Here is a 14235-nt window from a genome sequence, read left to right on the forward strand (position 1 = left end):
GAGCGATCTCGAAGCCGAGTGGGCAGACCTGGAGGAGTGAGAGCCGCTCAGGGCCGGGGCGTGGCGGCCCGGGGCGCCACGCCCCGGCGTGCTACGGCCGCTCGAGCCGCCGAGCGACGACGGGGCCGATGTGATCCAGTGCCCGCCGCGTCATCAGGTGGTCGTGAGTACTGGGCACATCGTGGGTCCGGATATCTCCCTCGACGTAGGGCGCCCAGGAATCGGGCGTACGCCATGCGGCGCTCCGGTGGTCGGTGGGTTCCTCCGTCGCGATGAAGAGGTCCATCTCCCCGTGGAACCGCCGAGGCCGGTGTTCCTTGGCGGCTCGCTCATGCTGGGCGTGGCTGTGGCACAGCGCCGTCAGAATCTCCTCATCCAGGGAGTACGCCTCGTCCGCCAGGACGTCGAGGAACATGCCCCGGATGTCGCGGTCTCCCGCCTCTGGCAGCGATTCCGCCGCAGGCACGGCCGCCAGGGGGTAGGTGTCGAGCACCGCCAGCAAGGCCACCTCCTCACCCTCCTCCTGAAGCCGGGTCGCGATCGCGTGGGCGACGATGCCGCCGAAGGACCAGCCGAGGAGGTGGTACGGGCCGTGTGGCCGTACGGTCCGGATCTGGCGCAGATAGTCCGCCGCGATTTCCTCGACCGTGGCGTGCGGTGTCTCCGTACCGGCCAGCCCCCGGGCCTGGAGACCGTAGACGGGGTGGTCGGCGTCGATATGGCGCAGCAGTCCGGAATAGGGCCAGCTGATCCCGCCGGCCGGGTGGACGCAGAAGAGCGGTGCACGGCTGCCGTGTGGCCGCAGCGGTAGCAGGACGTCGAAGCCCTCCCCACCGTCGAGGCCCTTCCCACCGTTTCCGCTCTCCAGCCTGCTGGCCAGCGCGGCCACCGTCGGGTCCTCGAACACCGCCCCTACCGGCAGCTCCACCCCCAGCTCAGACCGCAACCGCGACACCAACCGCGTCGCCAACATCGCGGCGAGGGCAACGTTCTCGCAACGTGGCGAGGGGTTCGCTGGGCCGGACCTCTGACCGCTCGGTGAGCATGACCAGCATGACGGAGAGGGATCGCCCATGGACCGTATCGCGCTGACACCGGCCGCGGCCGAGCTGATCCGCAAGCTGCGGGCGGATCACGGGCCGCTGATGTTCCACCAGTCGGGCGGCTGCTGCGACGGCAGCGCGCCGATGTGCTATCCGCTCGGCGAGTTCCGTACGGGTGGGTCGGATGTGCTGCTCGGGGAGCTGGTGGTGGACGGGGTCGAGGAGCCGGTGGGCTTCTGGATGTCGGCCTCGCAGTTCGAGCTGTGGGCCCATACGCATCTCACGGTGGACGTGGTGCCGGGCCGTGGCAGCGGCTTCTCCCTGGAGGCGCCGGAGGGTGTGCGCTTCCTGATCCGCTCACGGCTGCTGAACGACACGGCTGGCTGAGCACGGCGAACCGCGCCCGGCGCGCCGCCGGATGGGCGCGAGGGGAACACCACCTCCTTGCGCCCTCAGCCGACCGCACCCTCAGCCCCGGCCGCACCCTCAGCCGGCCGAGCTCTCAGCCCCGGCCGCGCTGCTCTCAGCCGACCGTGCCCTCAGCTCGCGTCGGCCAGCGCCAGGGTGTGCAGCCGCTCGGGCGGGCCCGGCCGTGCGTAGTACCAGCCCTGGGCGGTGTCGCAGCCCAGCCCCCGCAGATGCTCGGCCTGTACGGCCGTCTCCACGCCCTCGACCGTCACCGCGAGGTCCAGCGTGTGCGCGAGCGAGACGATCCCCTCGACGATCTTGACGTCGACCGGATCGGCCGGGGCCCGCTGCATGCCCCGGGTGAAGGAACGGTCCAGTTTGAGCTGGGAGACCGGGAGCCGGCGCAGATACGACAGGTTGGAGTAGCCGGTGCCGAAGTCGTCCAGGGCGATGTCCACGCCGAGGTCGGCGAGTTGCCGCAGCGGCCGCAGGGCGGTCTCGTCGGCGCCGATGAGGTCGTTCTCGGTGACCTCCAGGCACAGCGCGCTGGGGCACAGCCCGGCGTTCTCCAGGACCGCCACCGTGTCGGAGACCAGCGTGGGATGGCTCAGCTGGCACGGCGAGAGGTTGACGTTGACGCGCAGCGACTCGTCGTCCTCGGCGGCGTCGCGCCACTCACGCGCCTGCCGGGCCGCCTGCTCCAGGACCCAGCGGCCGAGCGGGACGATCAGCCCGGTGTCCTCGGCGAGCGGGATGAACTGGTCGGGGCCGAGCACTCCGTGCAGCGGGTGCAGCCAGCGTACGAGCGCCTCGGCGCCGCGTACGGTGCCGTCGGTGAGCCGTACCAGCGGCTGGTACTCGATGAAGAACTCGCCCTTCTCCAGGGCGGAGGGCAGGCCGTTGGTGAGGCTGTGACGGGCGATCACCCGGGCGTTGGAGTCGGCGTCGGCGATCTCAAAGCGATTGCCGCCCGCGGCCTTGGCCCGGTACATGGTGATGTCGGCGCTGCGCAGCACCTCGGCCCGGCCGATCTCCCCGGCCCGGCCGTCGACCACGCCGATGCTGGCCCGTACCCGCAGCTCACGGCCCTCGATCCGGACGGGTTCGGCGAGCGCGGCGAGCATCCGGCGGGCCAGCCCGGCGCCGTCGGTCTGCGCGGCGGGGCCGGTGACCAGGGCGAGGAACTCGTCGCCGCCGACCCGGGCGAGCAGCTCGGTGGGAGCCTTCACACAGCGCTGGAGGCGTTCGGCCACGGCCGTGAGCAGCCGGTCGCCGACGACGTGCCCGAGGCTGTCGTTGACGGCCTTGAAACCGTCCAGGTCCAGGTAGCACACGCCGAACCGCTCGGCGTCGGCGTCGGCGGCCAGCACCTGGTCCAGCCGCTCCAGGAACAGGGTGCGGTTGGGCAGTCCGGTCAGCTCGTCGTGGGTGGCCTCGTAGCGCAGCCGTTCCCGGAGCTGCCGGTGCTCGGTGATGTCCTCGGCGAGGGCGAGCTGGTACTGCGGGGCGCCGCTGGAGTCGCGCAGCAGGGTGACCGTCAGATTGGTCCACAGCTCGCTGCCGTCGTCGCGGTAGTGCGGCTTCTCGATGCGGAAGTGGTCGCGCTCCCCGTTGACCAGCTCGCGGTAGAGCTCATGGGCGCCGGGGACGTCGTCGGGGTGGACGAACTCGGTGACGTTGCGGCCGGGGCGGAAGAAGTCCATCCCGCCGAACATCCGGGCCATGGCGTCGTTGACGACGAGCACCTCGCCGTCGAGCCCGGCGATGCCCACGCCGATGACCGCGCCCTCGAAGACGGCCTGGAACTTGGCCTCGCTCGCGTGCAGCGCCTTCTCGGCCTCGGTCCGGGCGGCCATCGCGGCCCGCGAGATGGCCTCCTGCTCATCGCGCTCACGCTCGCGCAGCTCGCGGACGAAGCCGGCGGCGAGGGCGTGCTGCAGCCGCACACAGCGGGCGCGCGCCTCCTCGTCGGCGAGGGGCTCGTGGGAGGGCTCGTCGGACGGGCCTGAGAACGATTCACCCGATGGCCCGGGGAATGATTCACCGGATGGCCCGGGGAACGATTCACCGGATGGCCGAGAGAAGGGCACTCCGGGCGACGAGCAGGACACCAGATGTGCGTCGATGACGCCCAGGATGGCGGGCAGCGCGTCGGGCTCGGTGCACTGGGCGTCCACCAGCGCGGCCCCGACCTCGTACGCGGCCTCGGTGTCGAAGGGGGAGGAACGCAGGGCGGCGCTCAACCGCTGGGCCAGCGGCAGCAGATAGCCCTCGAACTCCTCGGCGGTCATCGTGGTGGCGGCCAGCGGGTGGACGGCCCGGCACCAGATGCCCGCGAATCGCCTCAGCTGATCGTTTTCTCTGGGGGCGGGGTGCCCGGCGGCGTCCCCGGCGCCGCGGTCACATCTCGGCCCGCCCGATTCGGAAGTCATATCGTGCGCTCCCCGGGGCAGCCGCCATGGGCTGTGTCCCTGTAGCCTGCCGCGTCCTCGCCTGTGGCGTCGATGCCCTCCGGCCGCCAGTCCACGTCCTGCACTTCCTTCGCCCTCTTCCGGCTTCCGGGGCCGCCCTCGGGTCGTCCGCGTCCTCGGGGAAGTGGAGCACGACGAAGAGCGGCACGGCAACCCGCTGCTGAGGCGAGATTACTGATCAACCGTTCGATGAGGAAAGGAAAAACGGAAAACTTCAATCCGGATCTGATCATGGTGGCGGGCGCCGCCGGGGGCTGTCGAGCACCTGTCAGAGGCATCTGCCAGCGGCCCAAACCCCCTGCTGACCTCGGCCCTCCACAGGGCGGGCCTTTGAAAGCGCCTCGCCCAAACCCGTTCGGGAGAGCCCGTTCTGGCGGTGCGCCAACCCCGCGCGTGAGCAGTCGAATTAGGAAATCCCTCACGTCCGCCGCACGTGAACATCACACCGGGTCTCGGCGGCCGAGGCAGCCGTACCCGGGCCCGTACGCCCGCCCCCGCACCCCGCGGAACGAAATCGGGGCAGCCTTTTCGCCCCCATGCGGTGAATTGCCATGAATAGGGGTACTCGGCCGCCGGATCCCCACAAGGAGGCAAGCCGGATCTCCACAAGGAGGCAACGAGACACAAGGAGGTACGTCTCCTCGTGGAGGCACGACGACGCACCGGACACATAAGGACGCACGGAGTGACCCCATGGCCCCACCAGGTGTCGCCCAGGATCTGCTGCCGCACCGCTGTCTGACCCTGTTCACCGGCTTCGACGGGATCGACGGCGAGGACGAGGCGGGGATACTGCGCCGGGCGATGACCCAGGTCAGCACGGTCGGCACCGGCTGCGCCGAGGCGGGCTACCTACGGCTCGGCGAGGGCCTGGTCCGCTGTCCGTACGACGGTCAGCGGGCCGGGCTCGCGGCCGCCGCCGAGGACCGGTTCGGCAACCTCAGGGCCTGGGCGGGTCCGGGCCGCCCGGACCCCTACCCCAAGCCCGACCCGGAGCGGCGCGAGGAACTGCTGCGGGAGGCCGCCCGCCGGCCGCGTCCGGTGCGGGTGCGGGACCGGCTGGTCGCGGTGGCCGATCCGCGCGGTGAGGTGCTGGGCGCGCTGTCCCTGGTGGATCCGGAGGGCCGGGCCGATGAGCGGGCCGTTCGCGCGCTGGACCACGCCGCGACCTCGCTGGGCCTGGAGCTGGCCCACGTGCGCGAGCTGGCCGAGGTGGAGCTGCGGCTGCGGCGGGAGCTGGTGGACGATCTGCTCTCGGGCGCGGGCGACGGCAGTGCGGCGGCCGACACCAGTGCGGTGGGCGGCGGCAGCACGGCGGGCGACACCCGTGCCGCGGACGACGGCAGCGTGGCGATCAGGGTGGGCGCTTCCTGCGACACCCCGCACGAGGTGCCCCGCTCGTACCAGGAGGCGCTGCGGGCGCTGGAGGTGCGCCGCCGTTCGCCCAGCCCGTACGGCATGACGTGCTACGACGATCTGGGTCTTTGCCGGATCCTGCCCACCGGGAACGGGCACCGGGAGGTCGAGCGGTTCGTGCGGGAGCCGACGCGACGGCACCACACCACGAGGCGGGATGGGCAATGAGCGACAAGGACAGGAGTGTGGCGCGTGCCCTGCTCGACCAGCAGGGCACGACCTTCGCCGCCGAGGCAGGGATCAAGCTCCGCGACACCCCCGGCCCGCTCTACCAGCTGCTGGTGCTCGCGCATCTGCTGTCCGCGCGGATCGGTTCCGGCATCGCCGTCGCCGCCGCCCGCGCCCTGTTCGACGCCGGGATGCGCGACCCGCGGCGCATGGCGGAGGCCACTTGGCAGCAGCGGGTGGACGCGCTGGGCGAGGGCGGCTACCGGCGTTACGACGAGCGGACCTCCAGCCAGCTGGGCGAGGCGGCCGAGCTGGTGAACCGGGAGTACGGGGGCGATCTGCGGCGGATGCGCGAGGCCGGGGACGTGAAGAAGCTGCTGCGGGGGGTCAAGGGCATCGGGCCGGCCGGGGTGAACATCTTCCTGCGCGAGGTGCAGGGCGTCTGGCCCGAGTTCGCCCCGTACTTCGACGGCAAGGCGCTGGACGGCGCCGAGCGGGTCGGGCTGCCGAGGAGCGCGCGGTCGCTGGAGGGGCTGGTGGCCGAGAGGGACCTTCCCCGGCTGGCCGCCGCCCTGGTCCGGGTCGCGCTCCACGCGGACGCCGCGCGGGAGGTGCGCGCCGCGGCATGACGCGGTCGGGCGGCAACGCGGTCGGGCGGCAAGACGGTCAGGTGAGGCGGCGTAACGCGTTCACGTGAGGAACTGCGAGCACTGGTAGGGGCCGTACGTCCGCTCGCCGTCGTCCAGGGAGACCCGGACGTCGTCCGGCCGGATGGCCTCGTCCCGGTGCAGGAAGGACTGGGCGCGGGCCAGGGTGCACACCAGCTGGCCGTTGGGCAGCCGGTCGCTCGGGCTGTCGAAGGAGGCGCCGGGCGAGTGCAGGGTGATCCGGTGGCCCGTGCCGCTGGTCCAGTACGACCCGAGCCGGACGAGATTGACGAGCCCGCGCTCCTCGCCCCAGGCCGGCATGTCCGCCAGCAACTTGAGGGCACCGACGGGTTCCTCGATGGAGGTGTCGGGGCGGGTGACGCCCTGGAGCGCGGAGCCGCGGACGTAGTAGATCCGCAGATCCCTGGTGAGCCCCTTCGCGGGCTCGCCGCCGTCCACCACTCCGGTGGGCCGCACCCCGCAGCCGGCCGCCACCAGGGCGAGGAGCACGGCAACCGCCGCCGTACGCGGGCGGTTCATCCCACCCTTCATCGTGCCCCTCCGTCCGCCGCTACTGCCCGCGCGCCGAAGTCCTGCCCGGCGGAATCCCGCCCGGCGCGTTGCCGCGGGTGGCGGGGCAGCCTCAGGGTGAACACGGCGCCGCCGCCCTCCTCGGCGGGCCGGTTGGCCGCCTCGATCGTGCCGCCGTGCAGCCGTGCGTTCTCCAGCGCGATGGCGGTGCCGAGGCCGCTGCCCTCCGAGCGGGTCCGGGCGCTGTCCGCCTTGTAGAAGCGGTCGAAGACCTGGCCGACGGCGTCCGGTGGCAGCCCCGGCCCCCGGTCCGTGACCTCCACTGTCACCCGGTCCGCGTCGGCGGACAGCGTCACGGTCACCGGCCACTCACCGTGGCGGAGGGCGTTGCCCACGAGGTTGGCCACGGCCACGTCCACCCGCCGCCGGTCCACCACCGCCCGTATCCCCTCCGGGAGCCGCGCCGCCACCTGGCCGGTCCAGCCGCGCAGCTCCAGCGTGCCGTGGATGATGCGCGCGAGATCGGTCTCCGCCGCGTCGAGCCGGGCCGCCCCCGAGTCGAAGCGGGACATCTCCATCAGGTCCTCCACCAGCCGGGCCAGCCGCGCCGTCTCGTCGCTGACGGTACGGGCGGCGCGGGCGGCGTCCGTGGGCAGCTGCGCCGCGTCCTCGTCCAGCACGGTCGTCACCATCGTCATGGCGGTCAGCGGGGTGCGCAGCTCGTGCGAGACATCGGCGACGAACCGCCGTGCCCTGGCCTCCTGGTCCCGCAGGTCGGTCACCGAACGCTGCAGCGCGTCGGCCGTGGTGTTGAAGTCCGCGGCGAGCCGGGCGAGTTCATCACGGCCCCTGACCTCCACCCGTGAGTCGAGGTCGCCCTCGGCCAGCCGCCGGGTGGCCCGCCCCAGCTCGCGCACCGGCCGTAGCACGGTCCCGGCGGCGAGCAGGGCGAGCACCGCGGCGAGGCCGAGCACCGGGAGCAGTCCGCCGCGCACCGAGTCCAGCAGGGCGGCGGTGTGCTCCTCCTCCGCCCGCAGGGAGGTGACGGCGAACACCTCGAGCCCGGAGGCCCGGCCGCCCTCGTAGGAGACGGGGGTGCCGACCACCAGATACGGCCGGCCCCGGTACTCCACGCGCTGGAAGCGGGTACGGCCCGAGGAGCGGACCGAGGCGCGCAGTTCGGGGGTGATCCGGGTGCGGTCGGCCAGGCCGTCGGAGGACGCGGTGAGGTCCTGGTAGCGGGTGACGACGAGCGGGGCGCCGGAGAGCCCGGAGGAGACCGAGTCGGCCAGCGCGGTCAGCGTGCGCATGTCGGGGGGCATGTCGAAGTCGGGGGCGACGCTGTCGACGCGCTCGCGGAGGTCGGCCTGGAAGGCGTCCTGGGTGCGCTGGAGCACGGCGCTGCGGGATTCCCGGTAGGCGAGCGCGGTGGCAGTGACGGTGCTGATCAGCGCGACGAGGACGAAGGCGATGACCAGCCGGGTGCGCAAGCCCCCAAGACGCGGCCGGAAGCGTTTCATATCGGACCGAATCGATAGCCGAAGCCGCGCACGGTCTGGATATAGCGGGGCCGGGCGGGCACCTCCTCGATCTTCGCGCGCAGCCGTCCGACCGCGGCGTCGACCAGGCGCGAGTCCCCGAGGAAGGAGTGGTCCCACACCGAGGCGAGCAGCTGCTCCCGGCTGAAGACCCGGCCCGGCGAGGCGGACAGCTCCAGCAGCAGCCGCAGTTCGGTGGGTGGCAGCGGGACGGGGGCGCCGTCGCGGCTGACGGTGAGCCCCGCCCGGTCGATGAACAGCCCGGCGTAGACCTCGCCGGGCCGCCGGGGTACGGGGTCGGCGCGCCGCAGCGCCGCCTTGATCCGCGCCTCCAGGACGGGTGCGGTGACCGGCTTGACCACATAGTCATCGGCCCCGGCTTCCAGGCCGCCGACGATGTCCGGATCGTCGCCGCGCGCGGTCAGCATGATCACGGGCATGGTGGAGCGGGCCCGGATCCGGCGACAGACCTCGAAGCCGTCCATGCCGGGCAGCATCAGGTCGAGCACCGCGAGTTCGACGGCCGTCTCGGCGGGGGCGTCGAGCAGCGCGAGGGCCTCCTCGCCGGTGGCGGCGACCGACACCTGATAGCCGTGGCGGCGCAGCACGAGCTCCATGCCATCGCGTACGGAGGCGTCGTCCTCGATGAGCAGTACATGCGGCATACGGTCGAGTATTACCCATGAAATCGTCGGAATCTGCTGGTCAGGCCGAAGAATCAAAGGCAGACGGGCTTTGTTACACATCCATCATATGGTCATGGACGGACCATCATGTGATCGCCGAAAGGTGGTCGCCATGACACGGCACACCACTTCCCGCGCCTCCTTCAGGCGCACCCTGGCCGCCCTCGCCGCACTGCCCGTCCTGACCCTCGCGGTGGGCTGCGGCGGTGACGGCGACTCGGCCCGGGTGGAGGGGGTCGCCTCCGCGCCGGGCGAGAACACCGGGGGCTCCGGCGGCTCGGACGACTCCGGCGGCTCCGGCGGCTCCTCGAAGGACACCGGCGGCGGTTCCGGCAAGGGCAAGAGCGCCTTCTACGACGCGCAGATGGACTATGTGCGCTGTATGCGCGCCAAGGGCGGGGCCAAGGACTTCCCCGACCCCAAGCTCAGCGGCTATCTCGACTGGGACAAGATCAATCAGCTGGAGGACCCCAGCGGCACGGGCGAGGTGACGAAGGGCGGCAAGGACGGGGCCTGTGCCGATGAGCTGCGGAAGGCGATGACGCTCGAGCCCGAGCGGGACGCCCAGAAGGACTACGAATCGATGCTCGCGCACGCCACGTGCATGCGCGACCACGGCGTATCGGAGTTCCAGAACCCCACCATGTCCGCGGGCAACGCGGTGCCCGGCGGCGAGCCGGACCCGACGGACCCCCATATCGACCCCGACTCCTCGGTGTACAAGCAGGCCCGTGAGGCGTGCGAGGGCAAGCTGCTCGACGGTCTGGACGGTATGCAGTGAGGCGGAGCACCGCGTGGATCGCGGGTGGCGCGCTTGCCGCCGCCGCGACCGGGGCCGGGGTGGCGGCCCTGGTCCTGGGCGGCGGGGACGGGGCGGACGCCTCGTCCCGGGACGGTGACCGGCCGCCCGCCACGGCCAAGGTCGTGCGCACCGATCTGGTCCAGAGCAAGACCGTCGACGGACAACTTGACTACGCCCAGCGGCGCACGGTGTCCTCCGCCGTCGACGGCACCGTGACCGTGGCGGCCGACGCGGGCGGCACGGTCACCCAGGGGCAGGCGCTGTACGAGCTGAACGACAAGCCCGTCACGCTGCTGTACGGGCAGATCCCGATGTTCCGCGCCATGAAGCCCGGGGACCGCGGCTCCGATGTCCTCCAGCTGGAGCGGAATCTGCGGGATTTGGGGTTCGGGGCCGGGCTGTACATCGATCCGCGCTACGACGCGGCCACCAAGGCGGCGGTCAAGAGCTGGCAGGAGTCGCTCAACCGCACCCCCACCGGCACGGTGGGCAAGGGGGACGTGGTCTTCCAGCCCGACCGAGTGAAGGTCGTCTCGGCGGACGCCGCGGCCGCGGACCAGGTGGGCCCGGACACCACGGTGCTCACCGTCGCCTCCACCAAGCCGGTGGTCCGGGCCCAGCTGGATCAGCAGGATGTGTCGCTCACCGCGAAGGGAACCACGGTGAAGGTGACACTGCCCGGCGGACGGACCGTACGGGGCGAGGTGTCGGGCACCGTCCGCCCGGAGTCCTCCGATGACGACCCGTCGGCCGCGGCGCGGGACGGCATCACCGTGGAGGTGACCCTGGACGGCGGCCGTTCGGCCGTGTCCGGGGAGGACGCCAAGGCGACGGTGAACGTGTCGTTCGTCAGCGAGAGCCGCCAGAACGTGCTGGCCGTCCCGGTCGAGGCGGTGGTGGCGCTGCGCGGTGAGCACGGCGGCTACGGCCTGGAGCTGGTGAAGGGCGACACCACCCGGATGGTGCGGGTGGAGACCGGGATGACGGCCGACGGGCGGATCGAGGTCAGCGGGGTGGGGCTGCGCGAGGGCATGACGGTGGGAGTGGCCGAGCGGTGATCGCCAGCGCACCACCGCCCCGCCCGGCGGCCGTGATCGAGCTGGTGGGGGCCACCAAGACCTATCCGGGCGCGGTCCATGCCCTGCGCGGGGTGGATCTGACCGTGGTCTCCGGTGAACTCCTGGCGATCGTCGGCCCGTCCGGTTCCGGGAAGTCGACCATGCTGAACATCATCGGCACCCTGGACCGCCCCACCACGGGCACGGTCCGGGTGGCCGGGCACGATGTGAACACGCTCTCCGACGCCCGGCTGTCCGCCCTCCGCGCCCGTCACATCGGCTTCGTCTTCCAGCACTTCCACCTCTCCCCCGGCCGGGACGCGGTGGACAACGTGGCGGACGGGCTGCTGTACGCGGGGGTGGGCGCGCGCGAGCGCCGGGCGCTGGCCCGTACGGCGCTGGAGCGAGTGCGCCTCGGCCACCGGCTGGACCACCGGCCGCATGAGCTGTCCGGCGGTGAGAAGCAGCGCGTGGCCATCGCGCGGGCACTGGTCGGCGAGCCCGATCTGCTGCTCGCGGACGAGCCGACCGGCGCACTGGACTCGGCGTCGGGCGAGGTGGTGATGGAACTGCTTCGGGAACTGAACGCGGCGGGCACCACGGTGTGCGTCATCACCCATGACCACGAGATCGCGGACGCGCTGCCACGGCGGGTCCGCTTCCGCGACGGCGAGGTCGTCGCCGACTCGAACGAGGTGAGGTCATGACCGAGCGGAAGACCGCGGCGGGGGCGCCCCCTGCCGGCCGCGGGCTGAAGCCCTCCCGGCTGACCGCCGGTGACATCCTCCGCGTGGGCGCCGTCGGGCTGCGGGCCCGCCGGACCCGGGTGGTGCTGTCCGCCCTCGGCATCGCGATCGGCATCGCCACGATGGTGGCGGTGGTGGGGCTCTCCACCTCCAGCCGGGCTGATCTGATGGCCCGGCTGGACCGGCTGGGCACCAATCTGCTCACCGCGGAGGCTGGTGAGGACGCGATGGGGAAGGACATCGTGCTGCCCAAGAACGCCGTCGCGATGGTCGAACGCATCGGCCCGGTGCGGCACGCCACGGCGACCGGCGAGGTGGACACCCGCATCCGGCGCAGCGATGTGGTGCCGGAGGAGCGGACTGCCGGGGTCACCACCCAGGCCGCCCGGCCCGATCTGCTGGAGACGCTCGGCGCCGAGGTGGACCGGGGCGTCTGGCTGAACCCCGCCAATGAGCGGCTGCCGGTGACCGTGCTGGGCTCGATCGCCGCGAAGCGGCTGGGGATCACCGAGCCCGGTGAGAAGATCATGGTCAATGACCGCTACGTGGTCGTCGTGGGCATTCTCCGGCCGATCGAGCTGGTGCCCACGCTGGACCGGGTGGCGATGGTCGGATTCCCGGCCGCCGAGCGGTACTTCGGCTTCAACGGCCACCCGACCACGATCTTCGAGCGCTCCACTGACGCGTCGGTGGAGGACGTGGCGGCGGTGCTGGCCCGCAGCGTCAACCCCGGCCAGGAGGGCACCGTCAAGGTCTCACGGCCGTCGGACGCCCTGGCGGCGAAGGCCACCACCGACGAGGGGCTGACGGCGCTGATGCTCGGGCTCGGGGCCGTGGCGCTCCTGGTGGGCGGGGTCGGCGTGGCCAACACCATGGTGATCTCGGTGTTGGAGCGCCGCCAGGAGATCGGTCTGCGGCGGGCGATCGGCGCCACCCGCAACGCCATCCGGCTGCAATTCCTCACCGAGTCACTGCTGTTGTCGGCCCTCGGCGGGTTGGCCGGGGTGGCTCTCGGCTCGGTGGCCACCTGGGCGTTCGCCCTGGCCCAGGGCTGGACGACGGTCATCCCGCCCCGGGCACTGGCCGGCGGCTTCGGCGCCACGCTGGGGATCGGCATGCTCGCGGGGCTCTACCCGGCCATCCGCGCCTCTCGCCTCCACCCCACCGTGGCGCTCAACGCCTCCTGAGCCCTCTCAACGGATGCCGAGCTCCTTCAGCACCCGCCGCTGGGCGGCGGTGGGCTTGGCCGGGAAGTAGAGGTAGCAGACGCCGCCGGTGCCCGAGACCACCTTGCCGTCGGCGTTGTACCGCTTCGTCCGCAGCCAGATGTTCTCCCACTGCCGTCGCTTGTAGACGTGGCGGACCGCATCGTTGCTGGCCGAGGCCGGGTCGTTGGCGATGACGTCGCCGTCCGCCGTGAAGCCGATGACGGTCATCAGATGGCCCGAGGTGCCGTACCCCGCGCCGTCCAGCTCGGTCTTGAGGAAGGACTGCGAGGTGATCAGCGGAATGCCGACCTCGATCAGCTTCTCGGCGTCGGTGAGCGAGCCGAGCCGGGTGACCACGCCCTGGAGATCGCGGTAGGTGGCGGCGTAGGCGGCGTTGAACGGCCAGTTGCCGCAGCCCTCGTACTGGTAGTCGAAGGTGGACCGGGCGGCGTGGCAGACCTGCGGATCGGCGTAGTCCGGGTTGACCCAGGCGAGGTCCTTCGCGGAGGGCTTGCGGCCCCAGTACTCGATGATCATCTGCGAGGAGGTGGGGCTGCACCACGCCTCGCCGCCATTGTCGTACTCCGGGTACTGGCCCTTGTGGATCTCCTGCGAATAGCGCGGTACGACGAGTTCGCGCCCCTTGGCCAGGCTCGGCGTGGAGGCGGGCACCTCGAACCGGTCGGGGACGTCCGAGCCCATCGCGCCGACCCGCCACACCGTGGGGGTGAGCGTGGTGCCGGGCTTGCGGTGGAGGGTGAGCCGCACCTGGTACTTCGCGAGCCGCAGCCCGCTCGCCGGGTCGTCGATGGAGAAGGTGTCGGTCCACACCGAGCTCTTGTCGTCGCTCTGGTCGTCCACCGAGGTGCGCCGGATGGAGGAGGCGCCGTCGTCGGAGGCCCAGCGGCCCATCACGTACCAGGGGGTCGCGGAGCCGTCGGTGTAGGTGCCCTTGAGCTCGATCTGGACCCAGGTGCCGGCCGGGGTGCGGGCGTTCCAGGAGACGATGGCCTCGGTCGCGGGCACGGAGAGGGTGCGCACCGGGGAGGTCCAGGTGGCGTACTCCCAGGCGGCCTTGGTGCCGGTGTGCGGATCGGTGTAGTCCACGCTGCCCAGCGGGCGGGAGATGACGATGCCGGGGCGGGCCCCGGCATCGGCGCGGACGCCCTTGGCGGCACCGGCCAGCCAGTCGGCGTGGCTGGTCCAGCCGTGGTACTCCGCGATCGGCTCGGCCTTCGAGCCCGCCGGGGCCGCGGCGTCCTCAGGGGCTTGTTTCACGGCGGGGGCCGGGCGGGCCGTTCCGGCGGCCGCGACGGCTGTCGTGGTGACGGCGGCGGCGCCCGCGACGCCGAGTGCGGCGGCGAGCACGGAGCGGCGGGGCGTGGATCCAGATCTGGTCATGCGGGGTTCCCCCAGTCGTCGTCCGGTCCAGTGGGCGGCGGGTGCGCGACAGTCGCACAACTATGGCCGCTGCGGGTGGTCTCAGGCCAGTGATTCCCCCAGCGCCCGCTCC

General features: G+C 72.2%; 13 protein-coding genes. 7 read left to right on the forward strand and 6 right to left on the reverse strand.

All coding sequences use genetic code 11. The features are described 5' to 3' along the window. Positions 1–91 precede the first annotated feature (91 nt). Positions 92–1075: an alpha/beta fold hydrolase gene (locus JK364_RS30015; RefSeq protein WP_307841422.1), complete on the reverse strand. Its 984-nt coding sequence runs from the start codon at positions 1073–1075 to the stop codon at positions 92–94. On the opposite strand from JK364_RS30015, the gene JK364_RS30020 reads away from it, so the two are divergent. Then, positions 1074–1430 carry a DUF779 domain-containing protein gene (locus tag JK364_RS30020; RefSeq protein WP_201854493.1) on the forward strand — a complete coding sequence of 119 codons (357 nt, stop codon included), beginning with the start codon at positions 1074–1076 and terminating at the stop codon, positions 1428–1430. The two genes, JK364_RS30015 and JK364_RS30020, sit on opposite strands and share 2 nt — an antisense overlap. A 152-nt stretch (positions 1431–1582) precedes the next feature. Here the strand turns inward: JK364_RS30020 and JK364_RS30025 are convergent, their stop codons facing one another. Further along, positions 1583–3883, reverse strand: a complete 2301-nt coding sequence (locus JK364_RS30025) for a putative bifunctional diguanylate cyclase/phosphodiesterase (protein WP_201854494.1) — start codon at positions 3881–3883, stop codon at positions 1583–1585. A gap of 732 nt (positions 3884–4615) precedes the next feature. Here JK364_RS30025 and JK364_RS30030 point away from each other — a divergent pair. Beyond that, on the forward strand, positions 4616–5506 hold the full coding sequence (locus tag JK364_RS30030; protein WP_201854495.1) for a CdaR family protein: 891 nt from the start codon (positions 4616–4618) through the stop codon (positions 5504–5506). Beyond that, on the forward strand, positions 5503–6135 hold the full coding sequence (locus JK364_RS30035) for an HhH-GDP family DNA glycosylase (RefSeq protein WP_201854496.1): 633 nt from the start codon (positions 5503–5505) through the stop codon (positions 6133–6135). The genes JK364_RS30030 and JK364_RS30035 overlap by 4 nt, the downstream gene beginning before the upstream one ends. Before the next feature lie 60 nt (positions 6136–6195). Here JK364_RS30035 and JK364_RS30040 read toward each other — a convergent pair whose 3' ends face one another. Genes JK364_RS30040 through JK364_RS30050 form a run of 3 tightly spaced genes read right to left on the reverse strand, consistent with a single transcriptional unit; the run spans position 6196 to position 8887 of the window. After that, entirely contained in the window at positions 6196–6693 is a 498-nt protein-coding gene (locus JK364_RS30040) for a hypothetical protein (RefSeq protein ID WP_201854497.1), read from the reverse strand. Positions 6694–6701: 8 nt separating this feature from the next. Further along, positions 6702–8174 carry an ATP-binding protein gene (locus JK364_RS30045; RefSeq protein WP_372462013.1) on the reverse strand — a complete coding sequence of 491 codons (1473 nt, stop codon included), beginning with the start codon at positions 8172–8174 and terminating at the stop codon, positions 6702–6704. A gap of 26 nt (positions 8175–8200) precedes the next feature. Beyond that, positions 8201–8887 carry a response regulator gene (locus tag JK364_RS30050; protein WP_201854499.1) on the reverse strand — a complete coding sequence of 229 codons (687 nt, stop codon included), beginning with the start codon at positions 8885–8887 and terminating at the stop codon, positions 8201–8203. A 133-nt stretch (positions 8888–9020) separates the two neighbouring features. Here JK364_RS30050 and JK364_RS30055 point away from each other — a divergent pair, with 133 nt between their 5' ends. The 4 genes from JK364_RS30055 to JK364_RS30070 are packed head-to-tail and all read left to right on the forward strand — an operon-like array spanning position 9021 to position 12701. Next, a complete protein-coding gene (locus tag JK364_RS30055; protein ID WP_201854500.1) occupies positions 9021–9689 on the forward strand; it encodes a hypothetical protein in 669 nt (222 codons plus the stop codon). Beyond that, positions 9686–10768, forward strand: coding sequence for an efflux RND transporter periplasmic adaptor subunit (locus tag JK364_RS30060; RefSeq protein ID WP_201854501.1), 1083 nt, complete (start codon positions 9686–9688; stop codon positions 10766–10768). The genes JK364_RS30055 and JK364_RS30060 overlap by 4 nt, the downstream gene beginning before the upstream one ends. Further along, entirely contained in the window at positions 10768–11475 is a 708-nt protein-coding gene (locus JK364_RS30065) for an ABC transporter ATP-binding protein (protein ID WP_201854688.1), read from the forward strand. The genes JK364_RS30060 and JK364_RS30065 overlap by 1 nt, the downstream gene beginning before the upstream one ends. Further along, a complete protein-coding gene (locus tag JK364_RS30070; protein ID WP_201854502.1) occupies positions 11472–12701 on the forward strand; it encodes an ABC transporter permease in 1230 nt (409 codons plus the stop codon). The genes JK364_RS30065 and JK364_RS30070 overlap by 4 nt, the downstream gene beginning before the upstream one ends. Positions 12702–12707: 6 nt before the next feature. Here the strand turns inward: JK364_RS30070 and JK364_RS30075 are convergent, their stop codons facing one another. After that, complete coding sequence (locus JK364_RS30075; RefSeq protein ID WP_201854503.1) at positions 12708–14123, reverse strand: C39 family peptidase; 1416 nt, start codon at positions 14121–14123, stop codon at positions 12708–12710. Positions 14124–14235: the final 112 nt, after the last annotated feature.

Source organism: Streptomyces endocoffeicus (assembly GCF_016741935.1).
GTDB lineage: Bacteria > Actinomycetota > Actinomycetes > Streptomycetales > Streptomycetaceae > Streptomyces > Streptomyces endocoffeicus.

Bases quoted from the DNA above. Each gene is read 5' to 3' on its own strand.
- JK364_RS30020 (WP_201854493.1), top strand. From the start codon at position 1,074: ATGGACCGTATCGCGCTGACACCGGCCGCGGCCGAGCTGATCCGCAAG.
- JK364_RS30015 (WP_307841422.1), bottom strand. From the start codon at position 1,075: ATGGGCGATCCCTCTCCGTCATGCTGGTCATGCTCACCGAGCGGTCAG.
- JK364_RS30025 (WP_201854494.1), bottom strand. From the start codon at position 3,883: ATGACTTCCGAATCGGGCGGGCCGAGATGTGACCGCGGCGCCGGGGAC.
- JK364_RS30030 (WP_201854495.1), top strand. From the start codon at position 4,616: ATGGCCCCACCAGGTGTCGCCCAGGATCTGCTGCCGCACCGCTGTCTG.
- JK364_RS30035 (WP_201854496.1), top strand. From the start codon at position 5,503: ATGAGCGACAAGGACAGGAGTGTGGCGCGTGCCCTGCTCGACCAGCAG.
- JK364_RS30040 (WP_201854497.1), bottom strand. From the start codon at position 6,693: ATGAACCGCCCGCGTACGGCGGCGGTTGCCGTGCTCCTCGCCCTGGTG.
- JK364_RS30050 (WP_201854499.1), bottom strand. From the start codon at position 8,887: ATGCCGCATGTACTGCTCATCGAGGACGACGCCTCCGTACGCGATGGC.
- JK364_RS30055 (WP_201854500.1), top strand. From the start codon at position 9,021: ATGACACGGCACACCACTTCCCGCGCCTCCTTCAGGCGCACCCTGGCC.
- JK364_RS30070 (WP_201854502.1), top strand. From the start codon at position 11,472: ATGACCGAGCGGAAGACCGCGGCGGGGGCGCCCCCTGCCGGCCGCGGG.
- JK364_RS30075 (WP_201854503.1), bottom strand. From the start codon at position 14,123: ATGACCAGATCTGGATCCACGCCCCGCCGCTCCGTGCTCGCCGCCGCA.